Genomic DNA, 15,593 nt, shown 5'->3' with positions numbered 1-15,593 from the left:
TAGCCTATTCTTAGGCGGGCAGATACACCAGGAAGGTAGTACCTGCCTCGGGTTGACTTTTTGCCGTAATCCATCCACCGTGGTTTTCTACTACCTGTTGACAGATCGACAGTCCAATACCCGTACCCGGAAATTCATTTTTGTTGTGCAGACGCTGGAATACCATAAAGATTCGGTCGAGGTACTGCTCATCGAATCCTACTCCCTGATCGGTTACGCTGATGCGGTGAAAGAGATGTCCGGTAAGTTTGCTTTGGGGAGGTAACTCCTGACGTTTGATCACATCATACTGAATACGCACCAGGGGCTGGTCTTCAGCCGGGGTAAATTTAATGGCATTCGAAACCAGATTCTGAAAGAGCTGATGCAACTGCACCACATCCCCTTTAACCGAACCCAATGTATTGGTTTGAATACGGGCCTTGCGTTCACGAATGGTTAGTGAGAGGGCATCCAGAACACCCGCCAGTACGGCATCCAGCGAAACGTCGTCAAAACTTTGCTGTCGCGTTGCAAACCGGGAGTAGGTCAGCAGATCGCTAACCAGCGAGGACATGCGATACCCGGCCGTGTTGATGCGTTCAAGCAGATTTGAGGCCTGCTCATCGAGTTGGCCCGCAAAGCGTTTGGAAAGTAGCGTACTAAAGGTTTGAATTTTCCGTAAAGGCTCCTGCAAATCGTGGCTGGCTACGTAAGCAAATTGCTGCAGGTTTTCATTCGAACGTTGTAATTCCTGATTCGTCTGTAACAGTTCCTGGGTGCGTTCCTGTACATGCTGATCCAGCTCAGCCGCCAAATCGCGATACCGCTGTTCGCTCTGTTGCAATTCCTGCCGAGCCAGGTATTTATCCGTAACGTTGACCGCTGAATTCAGAATCGCAAATACCTTGCCTTCATTATCAAAAATGGGCTGGTAAACGTAATTGAACCAGTACCGTTGCAAACGACCATTCGTTAGGAGGTCAGCGGGTTCTTCAGTCGCCCGGTACGTTTCGCCCGTACGCAGGATCTCATGCAAGAGCGGAATAAAGGGTTGTCCTTCCAGCTCGGGCAGAGCTTCGGGTAACTTCTGACCAATGACCTCTGGTGTTCTGCCCCAGAATTGAAGCATCGCATCATTGGCAATGGAAATGATCAGATCATTGGTTTCGTAGACTCCAATGGCGAAAGGAGCCTCTTTAATCAAACCCCGGAATCGAGCTTCACTTTTTTCAAGTTTTCGCCGGGATAATACCTGTTCCGTAACCTCGACAGCCATAATCATAATTCCGGTTACTTCGCCTTCGGCGGAGCGGAGCGGCGTATAACTGAAATCGAAGTACAAATCTTCCAGGCGACCGTTTCGGAAAAGCTGGGCTAAGACGCCATTCCCGTAAAAGGGTTTACCGCTATCAAACACGCCTTCCAGAATGTTTATAAAGGGCTGGCCCTGCATTTCTGGTAAGGCATCGATGAGCCGCATTCCCCTAATGGACGGATCTTTTCCCCAGACTTCAAAAAGCTGCTTATTACCCAGTTCAATCACCAGATCCCGGCCTTTCAATTGACCTATCGCCATGGGAGCCTGCTCAAAAATGGCTCGGAAACGGGCTTCACTTTCCTGTAAATCCCGCTGGGCTTTAAGCTGCTCGGTAATTTCCATACTGAAATCCACGATGCTTACCGTGCCGTCGGGCTCCTGGACGGGTTCAAAACTGGCGTAGAAATAGGCCGTTTCCAGTTGATTATTTCGCTGGAGTTGAAGGGGAATCTCCGGTGCTACGAATCGCTGTCCGGTAGTACGAACAGAATCAAATATTTCTTTGAGACCCTGACGGCTCAACTCGGGGAGGGCATCCAGCAAGGTTTTTCCCTGCATATCCTCGACGCGTCGACCGGCCATTTCAGCAATACGGTCGTTAACTAACTCAAATACATGGTCATCGCCACGGAGCAGGCCCAGGCCAATGGGGGCGTGTTTCAGAACCGTTTCGAATCGCTTACGGCTGGTTGCCAGGGCTATGTTTTCGAGTCGATACCGTTCTTCGCTTTCTTTCAGGGCCTGATTTTGTTTACGTAATTCCAGGAGTTTAATGACCTGTTTCGCAAGAATTTTAAGAGCAGATAACTGTTTTTCAGTGAGCTGTTTCGGCTGGTGATCAATCACGCAAAGCGATCCGAGTACGTAGCCATTGGGATCGACCAGAGGTGATCCCGCGTAAAAAACGATATTGGGGTAGCCCGTGACAAAGGCGTTGTTGACAAAGCGGGGATCTTGCCGGGCATCTTCCACTACCAGCGGCTTTTGTGGGCTGATGAGGTTGTGTACGCAGAAGGAATGTTCCAGCGAAGTCTCCTGCAGGTCAAGACCGCGATGCGATTTAAACCACTGGCGGTCTTTATCAACCAGACTGATTAACGCAATGGGCGTTTCGCAGATATCTGAAGCCAGTCGGGTAATATCCTCATAATCCTCTTCGGGTAAGGAGTCGAGAATGTCATAGCTTTTAAGGGCGGTGATCCGATTGTTTTCCTCGGGTGATACAGGAGGGATAGCCATTCGTACGTTTCAATCCAATGTATGGGTAAAGTTATGGGAAAACTTGAAGCGGACGAGAAATGTTATCAATTGGGGGAAAAACTTACGGCGGGTCGTTGGGTATAATGATTTATAAAACAGATTCAAAAAGCGATTAGGACATTGCTAACCTGACAATCAATGAACTGAATGAGCGAAATGGATTGACGTATATGTGTATACGTTTATGGCTGGGCTGAACTAGCAAAGCCTTTAATTAGTCTGCTAGTTCAGCCCATGAAAAGCTAAAAAGCAGTTTTCAATAACCCTCCTTCTACGCGTAAGGTAGCCCCGTTCGTAGCCGAAGCCAGGGGGCTGGAGAGGTACGTAACCATGTGAGCAATTTCATCCGGACTGGCAAACCGCTGGATCAGCGAGGTGGGGCGGAAGTCCTGAAAAAATACCTTTTCCATTTCTTCTTCCGTTTTATTCTCCTGCTTCGCCAGATTGGCAATGAATTCGCCCACACCGCGGGACTTGGTCGGACCTGGTAAAACTGTATTCACGGTCACCCCCGTGCCTTTGGTAAGTTCAGCTAGTCCCCGGGCGACGGCCAGCTGGGCGGTTTTGGTCATCCCATAGTGAATCATTTCACTGGGAATGAATACGGCTGATTCACTGGAAATAAAAAGAATACGTCCCCAGTTTCTCTCCAGCATTTTCGGGAAGAAGTGACGGGAAAGCCGGATGCCACTCATGACGTTGATTTCAAAAAAATGGAACCAGTCTTCGTCGGGGATCTCCGTAAAGGCTTTGGGCTCAAACACGCCAATGTTATTGACCAGAATATCCACGGGAGGCAGATTGGCCAGCAAAGCCTCCACGTCGGCCGCCTGAGCAAAATCGGCGGCAAAACCGCTGACCTGGGCATCCGGAACTTCGGATCGTAACTGCTTCACGGCAGCGGCTACGTTTTCGGAGGTACGGCCGTTTAGGATGACCGTGACGCCTTCCTTAGCCAGACCAAGGGCAATGGCATAACCGATGCCCGCCGTTGAACCACTCACAAACGCTGTTTTTCCTGCTAATTGCAAATCCATAATGCTTGATTTTTGAAGATGGACCACTCGCCTGCTTCACTCCAATTCGTTGTTGAATTACGGGAAGGCTTGACGAGATCTGAAATCGATGGAATAACGAATACAGGGCGGTTTAGTTTCTCAACCGTGCAATAGCCAGCGGGTCAGCAGGATTCCAGAGAACAAAGTCGATGATAAAGCAATGCTTCGCAATGAAAAAGAGGCATACATTCTACGCTTGCCAGGTCACCGAACGAGCCGATAGAGATACGGAGCTTTGTTAGCGGCACCCGTGAATTTCTTTTCCAGACGTTCGAGTACCTGAAGATCCAGCATCTTCTTCTGAAAATTGTTACGGGCCAATGGTTTGTCAAAGATGGCTTCGTAAAGCTGCTGTACTTCCTTCATGGTAAAGGTTTCGGGCAGCAGGTTAAACCCAATCAATTTCTGATCCAGATTGGTACGCAACGTTTCCAGGGCTTTGACTACGATGGCGTTATGGTCCATAATCAACGGTGGTAACTCCCTGACATTCATCCACTCAATCGATGCGTCCAACTCACTGGTTTGAGGTTTTACCTGATGCATGTCAACCAGAGCATAATAACCAATCGATACAAAACGTCGGCTCAACCAGGCGTAGGCCCGGAGATCTTGGTGTTCGAGTTTGTCAGTATTGAGGGCTAGTAAGCGGTCAATAAAATCCTGACTGCTTCGCGACTGATCCCCGAAAACCCAGAATTGTTCCAGATAGATGTCGCTGATGCCGGTTCTGAACTTAAGAATCCGGTACGCGGCTTCATCAATACTTTCTTTCTGTAAGATATGACCCCCGGGTAAAGCCCAGAAGTCTCCCCGAAAATCCATTTTAGGTACCAGCACTTTAAGCTCACCCGCTTCATACCCAAAAATGACGCAATCGATAGAGAGTTGTTGAATATAATCTTGCTCACGTAGCGGTTGCATAGGAGAATACTATAAAGTTTAGAAGAAAGACCTAAAAATAGCTTCAATCCCTGATTTTCCTGAAATAGCTAAAATTACAAATCAAAAAATAGTCTTGGTGAACGTAAACGCAGTGTAAGTAAAATGGCTTCGTCTAAAGCGAAAAGACAGCGTGTAAATTACAGGAAATCAGTAGAATAACTTAGCTATCTTCGGAGTTATTAATTTGTATTAACCAGATAAATAATTGTGTAAAATTTATTGTCTAAAAATTAGACAATAAAAGTATTTCTCTAGCTTTGCTGCATTCAAGCACTCGTTTACTTACCTATGCAAGCTATATTTCTCCGAATTACCTCGCTGTGGCTGGGAATCTGCCTCCTCCAGCAAGCCGCTTTCGCTCAGAAACCGACCTTTAACGTTCTCGTTTTTAGTAAAACGGCCGGATTTCGTCACGCTTCCATTGACGCCGGAAAAACGGCTCTGACCAAACTGGCCGGCGAAAAAGGTTTTGCCGTCGCTTTTACGGAAGATGCCAGTCAGTTTACCGAATCCAACCTGAAGAAGTACAGCACGGTAGTTTTTCTGAATACGACGGGTGATGTACTGAATGAGCAGCAGCAGACGGCCTTCGAACGCTACATTCAGGCGGGTGGCGGCTGGGTGGGCGTCCACGCGGCTACGGATACCGAATACGAATGGCCCTGGTACGGCCGATTGGCGGGAGCGTACTTTCTGGATCACCCCATGACGCCGAGTAATGTGCAGAAAGGCAAATTCATCGTAACCCTGAAAAACCACTGGGCCACGCGGGGTATGCCGGATGAATTCGAGCGTACGGATGAATTTTATAGCTTTAAGAATATTTCACCCCAGATCAACGTCGTCCTGAAAATTGACGAAAAGAGTTACATCGGCGGCAAGAATCCCGATTTTCATCCCATGAGCTGGTACCAGCCCTTCGACGGTGGACGAGCCTTTTACACCGCTATGGGGCATACCGATGAAACCTTTTCGGAACCTTTGTTTCTGAATCACCTCTGGGCAGGTATTCAGTATACGGCGGGGGGCGATACGCCCCAGTCCCTGGACTTTTCGAAGGCCCGGCCCGAAGAAAACCGCTTTACCAAAGTGATCCTGGAAGAGAAACTCGACGAGCCGATGGAACTGAGCGTATTGGGCGATGGTCGGGTACTTTTTATCCAACGCAAGGGCGAAGTCCGACTGTATAACACCAAAACCAAGGAACTGAAAACCATTGCCAAACTACCCGTAAGCATTAAATACGTAAGTAAGGAAGGCAAGGAGTCGATGGGTGAAGATGGTCTGCTGGGGCTGAGTAAGGATCCCAACTTTGCCCAGAACCACTGGATTTATCTGTATTATTCGGATCCCAGCGAATCGAAGAATGTACTGAGTCGCTTTGAGTTGAAAGGCGATGAACTCGTAATGGATTCGAAAAAGATATTGCTGGAAATCCCCACCCAGCGGGAGGAATGCTGCCACACGGGCGGCTCCATTGCCTGGGATAAAGTAGGCAATTTGTACCTGTCAACGGGCGATAACACCAACCCGCACGGTTCGAACGGATTTAGTCCCAGCGATGAGCGGGAAGGTCGTTCGGCCTGGGATGCTCAGAAATCATCGGCGAATACCAACGATTTACGGGGTAAGATTTTGCGAATCAAGCCTCAATCTGATGGTAGTTACAGCATTCCCGAAGGAAATTTATTTGCGAAAGGAACCGCTCAGACCCGACCCGAAATTTACACGATGGGCCACCGCAACCCCTTCCGGATCTCGGTCGATCAGAAAACGGGCTTCCTGTACTGGGGCGAAGTGGGTCCGGATGCTGCCAAAGCGGATTCCAGTCGTGGTCCGGCGGGCCACGATGAAGTTGGGCAGGCTCGCAAAGCCGGAAACTTCGGCTGGCCGCATTTTGTGGGCGACAACAAAGCATATGCGAAATACGACTTCGCCGCCAGCAAATCCGGTGAAAAATGGCAGGTCAGTGCACCGACGAATAACTCCCCGAACAATACGGGACTGAAAGTCTTACCACCCGCTCAGAAAGCATTTATCTGGTATCCGTATGAGGCCTCTTCGGAGTTTCCCCTGGTAGGAGCGGGCGGTCGAAACGCCATGGCAGGTCCCGTTTTCTACACCGAAGATTTTGCGAAAGCAGAGCGGGCCTTTCCTAGTTATTACGACAAAAAACTGTTCACGTATGACTGGATGCGAGGCTGGATTATGGCCGTGACCATGGATTCGGTGGGCAACTATGTGTCAATGGATCGCTTCATGCCCAGCTACAAATTCAGTAATCCGATGGATATGGAATTCGCTGACAATGGGGATTTGTACATGTTGGAATACGGTTCCGGCTGGTTTACGGCGAACGACGACGCCCGTCTGATTCGGATTGAATTTAACGGCGGCAACCGTAAGCCACAGGTACAAATCGCTGCCAACAAGCTGGGGGGAGCTGCTCCGCTGGCCGTGAAGCTTACTGCTAAAGGCACCACCGATGCGGATGGTGATGAACTCAACTATTCCTGGAAGATCACTTCTAAAAATGGATTCAACAAAACCATTACGCAACCCGAAGCGGCTCTGACCCTGGCTCAAACGGGCCTTTACAAAGCTACGCTGACGGTGAACGATGGCAAGGGAGGTATCGCTTCGCAGTCGCTGGACATCACCGTAGGCAATGAAGCTCCTGTACTTTCGGTTGAATTACCCCAGAAGTCCTTTTTCACGCCCAACCAGCCCATTCAGTATCAGGTAAAGGTAAGCGATAAGGAAGATGGAACATTAGGCAAGGGCATCAACCCGGAGCGAGTAGCCGTAAACATTGATTACCTCGCTGAAGGCTACGACAAAGTTGCCATTGCTCAGGGGCACCGCTCGGCAGATGCGGGGGCTTTGCTGGCAACGGGTAAAAAGCTCATCGAATCGAGTGATTGCAAGGCTTGCCATAGTCTGAACAAAAAGTCCATCGGACCTGCTTATCTGGACGTGGCCAAAAAATACAAAGGTGACCCTTCGGCGGTAGAACGGCTGACGAAGAAAGTGATTGCTGGCGGTGGCGGTGTCTGGGGAGAAACGGCAATGGCGGCTCATCCGCAGCTGTCTACGTCCGATGCGGCCGAAATGGTAAAATACATTCTGAGCGTATCCGATCAGACGGCCGGAGCGAAGACGCTACCGCTGAAGGGAAGTTATACGGCGAATTTGCCCACGGGAGATAAAGGAAAAGGGGTTTACATCGTCCGGGCTTCCTACGAAGATAAAGGAGCCAAAGGATTGCCTGCCTTACGCTCTGAACAAAGCTACGTACTCAGAAATGCCAAGGTGGATGTGCACAATTTCGACGATTACGACAATGTCAATAAAATGGCTTATGGTGGAAATAACCTGGCCATTCCCGCTAAGTCCGGTGCGTACATGGTCCTTAAACAGGTGCATCTGAATGGCGTATCAGGAGTCCGGGTTTTGGCGGTAGCTCCGAAACCGCAGCTTAATGCCGTGGGTGGAAAAATACAACTCCGTCTGAATAGTCCCACGGGTCCCTTACTGGGAGAGTCGGCGATGTTAGAGCCTTCCGACAAACTCGATTTTCAACCCCAGGCCCTGACCATTCCGTTGAAAGGTCCGATGGCTACGGAAACCAAACCACAGGATGTGTACTTGCTATTTGTCAGTCCCAGTAATGTTACGGGCAGTTTGATGGTGGTGATGGGTACGGAGTTTCTGATGGGTACGGAATAGGATGAAAGCAGGATAGTTCTAGGGTTTCCAATGTGATCCATGTACTTACCCATCTAAACGCGTATAGCTATAAAGTAAAGTGAGTCTAGGCGTTTGCTAAAAACGGAGAAGGGACTGTCTACGGATAGTTCCTTCTCCGTTTTTAGTTATACGCAAAGCTTTGCAATCGCGGAAATTCCAGAATTGGTGAGTACAAAGAATTAATTCAGGGCTACAAGTTCAATCGTAGGGTGCTCGGCAATGATTTCCAGGATCAGATCGAAATAGGTCGGTCCCGAGCCACTTTCCAGCTCCCTTAGCTTTTCTTGAAATAAGGAAACATTAAACGGAGATCCCGGCTGTAGTTTGGCTTCATAATAGGCTTTCGTCGTTTCATAGCCCAGGGCTTTCTGGCTGTGCGAGCTATGCTGCCAGACCAGCTGGATTTCGTCCTGATCCTTGAGGGCACCGAACCCACCGTACAACAAATCATTTAGGGCATCCAGACTCGGACCAATTTCCCAGTCTTCTTCCGCCATGAAGACCCGATTGATTTCCTGGTAAAAAGAAGGGAGGTCATTGATTGCCTGACCATTAAGGACGATTTGTTTTTTCATAAAATCTACGTTTTGTACGCGGGTGTAGTCGTCCAGCAAAGTATCCGGCTCCAGGTTAGGGTGAAGCAGTAAATGTCGCCCAGTATAAACCCCATTTCTACGGTCAATGTACGTTGCAGGGTAGACACCCTTGAATAGACTGTTGGAATCACAGAGGATTTAGAAAAGGAGCCTTTCAAAGTGAAAATTGATTTTTCATTCTGAAAAGGTAAGTGAACAATATATGGAGGTAAATATTTGACTATCAATTATATAAAATTCGATTAACGAACAGTATGCCCTTTTCAACCAAACCTAAATCAATGAACATGAGGTATGAACCTTACAGAAGATGAACTGTTTAGACCAATGCAAAAACCAGCTTTTTCAACCACTCGTTCGCTTACTATGAAACGGTTGGGAAAAGTATCGCGACTCAACCATCGCTGCAAACCGTATCCGCTCCGGGTAATCATTGGCTGTAGCCTGTGGATTGCGGTCGGACTAGCCCGTATTCTGGTTACGCTGATTGGGCCTTATCTGTAAACGGAGTGTTTCGCAATAAACCGTACCATTTTCGGCGATAAGTATCAAGGCTTTAATGCTGAAACTTTCAGGTTGTGAAACGTTCCCGGGCCTCCCTCGGTAAACAGTTCGAGCGACCCCGTACTGCTAGGTTGTGAAAACCCGATCCGTAAGTACGACTTCGCCTTAGTTGACGTATACCGCCAGCACCGGGGCGTCGGCAATGATCTGTAGCTTAACGACTCCTTTTTGAAGTTTTACCGGGACCTGCTCGACGCTGTGAAAGCGGGCGTTGAAATCGACTTTTCCGGAGCGACGGCGATCCAGGCGAACCGAGCCGTCCTGATAGAAAGTACCATTTCCTCGTTTCCGTTTCTGAACAAGCGTAATGCCTGCGTATGGGCCTGATCTGGCACCAGCTGTATAGCGGCCCTGCTGAATAGGCGAGCCGAATGTAGAGAAGAACCTACGCTTTCGGTGCACAATCCAGTAAGATTTCAAGGTTGCGGGAAATTGGGATTCGGTTCATGAGTAATCATAGCTGGTGCGGTTTAAAAGGGGGTGGGTGACGTATTGACAAACGGGGTATTGACGAGGTTCCGGCGTATGTAGCTTGAAGGGATTTCACGCACTGGGGTAACCTCGTTTGTGCATCTATTTTCGAGGCAGGCTGAACGTATTGGCAGGGCAATCCGGACTCAGACCGTCCCTGTACTCGTTCTGATGGCAGGAAGTATTGTTAAAACCGGTAGCAGAGTTAAACAAGAGCACAAACCCGCCCTTTTCGGTACTCATTTGCTTGAACGGAAGACCTCAAATTTAGGGGTCACAGTGTAGTTACTATTTCCCTAAATGTTCTAAAAATCTGTTAGTTACCTTTGTAAAGTACTTGTACAGCAGGGGAGTACGTGTACATCTTCTGCTCCTTTAGGCAGGTTGAGGCACCTTAATGGCGGTTGGGGACCTCCTTCGTTGGTTTGAATTGGTTCATAAGGGGATAACTAATCAAATCAGCGGAGTTCCTGCCTGGAGGGATGTATGGATTCAGATTCCACCCAAAGAGGGTTATTTCAACAGTCCCCGGAACGTATCCGTGTCTTCTTCGGTACTGCTTACTTCTTCTTTTGATTCATCCAGTCCTTAATCAGTTGGGTAAGTGTTTCGAGCTTGACGGGCTTGATCAGATGCTGATCAAATCCGGCTTCCTGCGTACGCTGTTTGTCCTCATACTGTCCGTAACCGGTTAACGCAATAAGCAGGATAGAGTCGCCCCAGGGTTGTTGCCGAATGCGTCGGCAGGTTTCGTAGCCATCCAGACCGGGCATGCCAATGTCCAGCAGGATAACCTCCGGGTTAAGCCGTTCAGCGGCCTTGATTCCCGCGTATCCGCTGTTTTCGGAGTACACTTCATACCCTTTCAGCTCCAGATAGATACGCAGGGTCAGACAGGCATCCGGATTATCATCAACGACCAGAATCCGATAAGGCGTGACCGTTTCCTCCGGATCCGTAACGATTTCATTGACGTGCGGCAGGTCAAGCGTTGGTAAGTAAACGGTGAAGGTACTGCCCTGACCCAGGCCCGGACTCTGGACTTCAATTCGACCCCCGTGCATTTCCGCCAGGCGTTTAACAACGGTTAGCCCCACGCCCAAACCTCCCTGTGAGCGGGCCAGCGAATGATCTACCTGCACAAACAGATCAAAAATCGATGCCTGCTGCTCCTGCGTGAGTCCAATACCGTTATCCCGCACCTGGAGAATAGCCTGCTGTTCCTTGTGTTCCAGACTCAGCCATACCTGACCTTCATCAACGGTGTACCGTACGCCATTAGTTAAAAGATTGGTTACCAGTTGAATCAGACGGGTATCATCACCTGTCATCAAAATTTCCGTGACCGGAAGGCTCACGTACAGACGACGTTGTCTGGACTGGTACAGCGGATTTGCGGCTTCCACCGCCTGTTGAACCAGTTCCACCAGGTTTACGCGTTCCTTTCGTAAGTCAATCTTGCCCTGACTGATCCGGCTTACATCCAGCAAATCATCGACCAGCCGTACCAGATGATCCGTCTGTCGATTCATCATTCCCAGTATACTTTGGGCTTTGGCATCGGTGGGGGTGGTGAGCGATAGTACCTGAAGGCCGTTGCGGATGGTGGCCATGGGATTTCGTAGCTCGTGAGCCAGCATGGCCAGAAATTCATCTTTCCGCCGAGCGGCTTCGCGAAGGGCCTCTTCTGCTACTTTCCGGTCGGTGATATCAAACATCACGCCGCTAAGCTGTACGGGAATGCCGTCTTCTTCGGCCGTAACTTTGCCGTAACCACTCATCCAGCGAACCTGTTCATCCTCCCGAATAATTCGAAACTGCTCATCGTAAGGAACTCGCTGTTCGATGGTTTGATTAAGCTGGGCAATAATACGGTTCCGATCGTCGGGGTGAATGTGATTTAAAAACAGCCCGGATTTTTGTTCCCCGGTTTGCACCTCTAGTCCCAACAATAGAAAGTGCTGTTCATTCCAGTAGACGCGATCCGTCGGTAAATGCCACTCCCAGGTAGCCATTTCAGCGGCTTCAACGGCCAGCCGGGTTCGGGTTTCGAGTTGCAGCCGAGCCGCTTCTTCCTGTTTACGTAAGGTAATATCCCGGCTAATTTTGGTGAAACCCTGAAGCTGACCCTGTTCATCACGAATGACAACCGTGATTTCATTGACCCAGAATCGTTCGCCGTTTTTTCGTATTCGCTGGGTTTCCTTTTCGGTATGCCCGATGCGGCTTGCTTCGACTAATTCCTGCTCCAGATCGCCAGCGGCCAGTCCTTCCGGCGTGTAGAAGATCGCGATCGGCTGACCGAGTATTTCTGCCGCCGAAAAGCCTTTCACCCGTTGGGCTCCTTCGGTCCATTCAGCAATGATGCCGTTTGGGTCAATGCGAAAAATGGCGTAATCGGGCAAGTTCTGAATAAGTACCCGGTACCGCTCTTCGTTCACACGTAAAGCCGATTCCGCCCGCTGTGTGACCTCATCTTTTAACCGAAGGTTTTCCAGTTCCGCCCGTTTCCGCTGGGTAATATTGTCAGTGTTCATGACGAACCCATCGCCCATTTTGACTAGGGTCAGATGAAACCAGTCTTTCAATTGTTCAAAGTCATAAAACTGTTCATCGTCGATGGTAATACCGGTTTCGGTTACCTGAACGAACTTCTCAAACAAACCAGCTTCGTGTACGCCGGGGTTCATTTCCAGCAAACTTTTTCCGATCACGTCGCCATTTTGCTGTACGGCCAGCTGGTTATTCATGATCCAGACAAAATCCACAATCTTTCCAGACGAATCCCGAACGGCTTCAAAGGCCTGAATGCTGTACAAACAGCTGTCGAGGATCGTCTGTAAGTGTTCCTTGGTCGTAGCTAATTCCAGTTCGGCCTTTTTGCGGGCAGTAATATCGGTAGTGGTCGTGGCTACGCCATCGTCTACCTTAACCGTGGATTGGTAAAACCACCCATCGAATTGCTCATAGACATAATGGCGTTCGGATTGGTCCGGTATACCCGTTTCACAGACCCGTTTGAACGTATCGAATATGCCCGCTTGTCGAACTCCCGGTTGCAAGGTCAGCAGACGTTCACCAATGACATCGCCGTAGCGTCGCTCGCTGGCTTTATTGTTAAGTACCCAGGTAAAATCAATAATCTCTCCTGCTTCGTCACGAACGGCTTTAAATACCTGAATCATCTCCAGCGTACTATTCAGCGTGGCCTGAAGGAGTTCCCGGCTTTCGACCAGCTCGAAGGTTCGTTCACTGACCTGTTGTTCCAGGCGTAACTGGTACGATTGATGAGCTTCCAGTAATTCTTCTTCGGCCTGTTTTTTCTGACTGAGATCTATCGTAAGTCCCAGCCATTTTTTAAGCGTTCCGTCTGGATTAAGAATCGGAGTAGCCCGTAGGTTGGTCCATCGCCAGCCTCCTTCGGGATGCTGTAACCGGAACTCCCCATCCATGGGTTTCTGCTCAAGCAGAGCCTCCTGCCATTGCCGATGAGCTTCCGACCGATCATCCGGATGGACCGTGCTGGTCCAGCCTTTCCCCAACCAATCCTGATACGTTTGACCCGTATATGCTCGCCAACTGGGCGAATCAGCAAGTACCCTGCCCTGAGCGTCCGTTTCCCAGAACGTCTGGGTCAGGGATGCCAGTAAGAGCTGACATTCCTCCGCACTAGGAAGAGCAGCCGACTGAGATTGATTTGAAGGATTCATACATGGAGGTGATGCATTAAAGGAAGAACGGCTATCCCAAACAGTCAAACCTTTTCAGTTCCACCTTAAGCAGTGACTATAAACGATTAGGGCAGGGGGGAAGTTTTAAGAGGCCTGGGGCAAAAGCTCAAAATTTGTTAAAATAATTTGTTCAGTAGCGATGAAGCCGGGTGCAGTGGGGCGGAAATGGGAGGAATTACCTAGCTTCCCATCGTTTGACAAGATCCTTTGCTAGGAAACCATTTCTTGCTCTCGCTGGCTTACTTTCCATCAGCCTGTTTTCATGTTCCAAATCGTCTCAACCTACTTTAAAGGCAATAAATGAGCAATGAAACGCCGTATGAATCAACGTATGCTCCAGATGGTAAATCCATTGCTGCCGGCGTCTGGGAGGCTGTACGCCTTTGGGACCTGGAAACCCGGCAGGCCACCGATTATCCGACCAAAGTAAAAAACGAGACACCCCGACGGGTAAGTTTTTCGCCCGATGGCCACTGGATGGCCGTGGGTACGTTCAGAAGAGTACGGGTTTGGAGTGTACACCCAAAATCGCACCATGATTATGACTTATCTTTAGGAAACGCTACCCCGCGACGGGTTCATTTTTCACCGGATGGCCGAACCCTTGCTACGGCTGCTTTGGGGGGTATAAGGGTGTGGTCTTTACCCGATAGTACAACGAAAGGTAACCAGTAACAGGCCTTGGCAACGAGCCCGTTACGGCCTTTTCTGTTGGGGAACGGAGGCGTGGCCTATTCATACCTCCCTTCTCATTCAAGTCCTAATCAGCCGGAACGAATACACTGCCACCCATCCCAAAGGTATCCCTGGTATCCGGGTAAAAGAAAAAAAAACGACGTTCTACCTGTCCATTGTTGAATTTCAGGGTAATGACGTGTTGATCCAGTTGATACGTACCCGCCAGATCTTTGTTGCTATACGCAGAAACATTAGCATCGGAACCACCGCCAGTGGACGCCAGCCGAAACTGACCAGTAGGCAGAAAAGTGATCCGTTTCATGGAAACCACTACGGAGCTGCCGCCGAAAGCTACATTTCCGCCACCGCTAATCGACTTAAAACTCCCCGAGAGTTTCTCGCCGGGTTTCGCGGCTACGGCCACGTGCCAGTGGTTCCAGTCACTGGTCTTGCCATCGCTCTCCTGAATTACGATTTTGGAGCCCTGCTTTTTCCAGCGGCCCCATCTTTTCGGTTCAGTCTGACGGGAGGCGGGTACGTCCAGATCGTAGGGGGGCACGTCGGGGTATTCGTAGACTGTTCCGTCCCTGAGAAACAAATACGCTTCGTAATTCTGCGTAACGAATCCGCCTACGCCAAAACCCGTTTCCAGGTGCATGTAAATACCTTGAATCTGAGCCGGGGTAAGTCCCTTTCCCGGTGCAGTCAGCGGCGTTTCAGGCCGTTTGGCACGGCTTCTCTTTTCGGGTTTATTCTTTGAAGCAGCCGAGGAATGGGATACCTTACTAACCGCTGTGAAGTGCTTAATCGCTTCGCTCAGGTAAGGTTTGAAAAATTTGGCATCCGCATCGGTAATGATACGGGCCCAGTGCATTTGTCCTGCCTGTTCAGTCGCCATATACGCAACCACCTGAGCCCGGCCCTGATTCATGATTGCCCCCGTAACATTCTGAACGGGCCCGGTATGGTTATACTGTAGGGGCCGAACCTGTTTACCTAGCGTAGAAATATCCTTCTCCGCTTTGTTCCTGAGCCAGCTTTGCGTGGATTGAGTACGAGTCTCCGGCGGGTACAGGGCGTACAGAAACATTCGGTTAGCAGGTAAATCAGGCGGGCTCATTTCAAGGGTGGTCCCGTGCTGACGGCTCGACCATCCCGAAGGAGGCGTTTGACCCACACAAATCTGAATCAACAGAACAAAAAACAGTACGTATCTCATGGGCAATCGTTGAGGTTACCC

At 49.6% G+C, this 15,593-nt stretch carries 10 protein-coding genes; 3 read left to right on the top strand and 7 right to left on the bottom strand.

The window, feature by feature from the left end:
• Positions 1–10: 10 nt before the first annotated feature.
• The 3 genes from BWI97_RS20415 to BWI97_RS20405 all read right to left on the bottom strand — a co-directional run bounded on the left by BWI97_RS20415 (position 11) and on the right by BWI97_RS20405 (position 4,542).
• On the bottom strand, positions 11–2,539 hold the full coding sequence (locus BWI97_RS20415) for a PAS domain-containing protein (RefSeq protein ID WP_102202563.1): 2,529 nt from the start codon (positions 2,537–2,539) through the stop codon (positions 11–13).
• A gap of 263 nt (positions 2,540–2,802) precedes the next feature.
• A complete protein-coding gene (locus tag BWI97_RS20410) occupies positions 2,803–3,597 on the bottom strand; it encodes an SDR family NAD(P)-dependent oxidoreductase (protein WP_102202562.1) in 795 nt (264 codons plus the stop codon).
• Between the two features lie 225 nt (positions 3,598–3,822).
• Positions 3,823–4,542, bottom strand: coding sequence for an NUDIX domain-containing protein (locus tag BWI97_RS20405; RefSeq protein WP_094808511.1), 720 nt, complete (start codon positions 4,540–4,542; stop codon positions 3,823–3,825).
• 309 nt (positions 4,543–4,851) lie between these two features.
• On the opposite strand from BWI97_RS20405, the gene BWI97_RS20400 reads away from it, so the two are divergent.
• A complete protein-coding gene (locus tag BWI97_RS20400; protein WP_102202561.1) occupies positions 4,852–8,292 on the top strand; it encodes a ThuA domain-containing protein in 3,441 nt (1,146 codons plus the stop codon).
• Positions 8,293–8,492: 200 nt separating this feature from the next.
• Here BWI97_RS20400 and BWI97_RS20395 read toward each other — a convergent pair whose 3' ends face one another.
• Positions 8,493–8,888, bottom strand: coding sequence for a barstar family protein (locus tag BWI97_RS20395; RefSeq protein WP_094808627.1), 396 nt, complete (start codon positions 8,886–8,888; stop codon positions 8,493–8,495).
• 387 nt (positions 8,889–9,275) lie between these two features.
• On the opposite strand from BWI97_RS20395, the gene BWI97_RS27735 reads away from it, so the two are divergent.
• Positions 9,276–9,413, top strand: coding sequence for a hypothetical protein (locus BWI97_RS27735; protein WP_158242810.1), 138 nt, complete (start codon positions 9,276–9,278; stop codon positions 9,411–9,413).
• Between the two features lie 165 nt (positions 9,414–9,578).
• Here the strand turns inward: BWI97_RS27735 and BWI97_RS27430 are convergent, their stop codons facing one another.
• Together BWI97_RS27430 and BWI97_RS20390 are read right to left on the bottom strand one after the other, a co-directional pair.
• Positions 9,579–9,893 carry a GH32 C-terminal domain-containing protein gene (locus tag BWI97_RS27430; RefSeq protein WP_141217322.1) on the bottom strand — a complete coding sequence of 105 codons (315 nt, stop codon included), beginning with the start codon at positions 9,891–9,893 and terminating at the stop codon, positions 9,579–9,581.
• 611 nt (positions 9,894–10,504) lie between these two features.
• Positions 10,505–13,654 carry a PAS domain S-box protein gene (locus BWI97_RS20390; RefSeq protein ID WP_102202560.1) on the bottom strand — a complete coding sequence of 1,050 codons (3,150 nt, stop codon included), beginning with the start codon at positions 13,652–13,654 and terminating at the stop codon, positions 10,505–10,507.
• Between the two features lie 321 nt (positions 13,655–13,975).
• On the opposite strand from BWI97_RS20390, the gene BWI97_RS20385 reads away from it, so the two are divergent.
• Positions 13,976–14,350: a WD40 repeat domain-containing protein gene (locus BWI97_RS20385; RefSeq protein WP_102202559.1), complete on the top strand. Its 375-nt coding sequence runs from the start codon at positions 13,976–13,978 to the stop codon at positions 14,348–14,350.
• An 85-nt stretch (positions 14,351–14,435) separates the two neighbouring features.
• Here BWI97_RS20385 and BWI97_RS20380 read toward each other — a convergent pair whose 3' ends face one another.
• On the bottom strand, positions 14,436–15,572 hold the full coding sequence (locus BWI97_RS20380) for a hypothetical protein (protein ID WP_102202558.1): 1,137 nt from the start codon (positions 15,570–15,572) through the stop codon (positions 14,436–14,438).
• Positions 15,573–15,593: the final 21 nt, after the last annotated feature.

It is taken from the genome of Siphonobacter sp. BAB-5405 (assembly GCF_002872335.1).
Taxonomy (GTDB): Bacteria; Bacteroidota; Bacteroidia; order Cytophagales; family Spirosomataceae; genus Siphonobacter.
The sequence above is the reverse complement of the archived record's forward strand: the minus strand, read 5'-3'. Positions and strand labels throughout refer to the sequence as shown.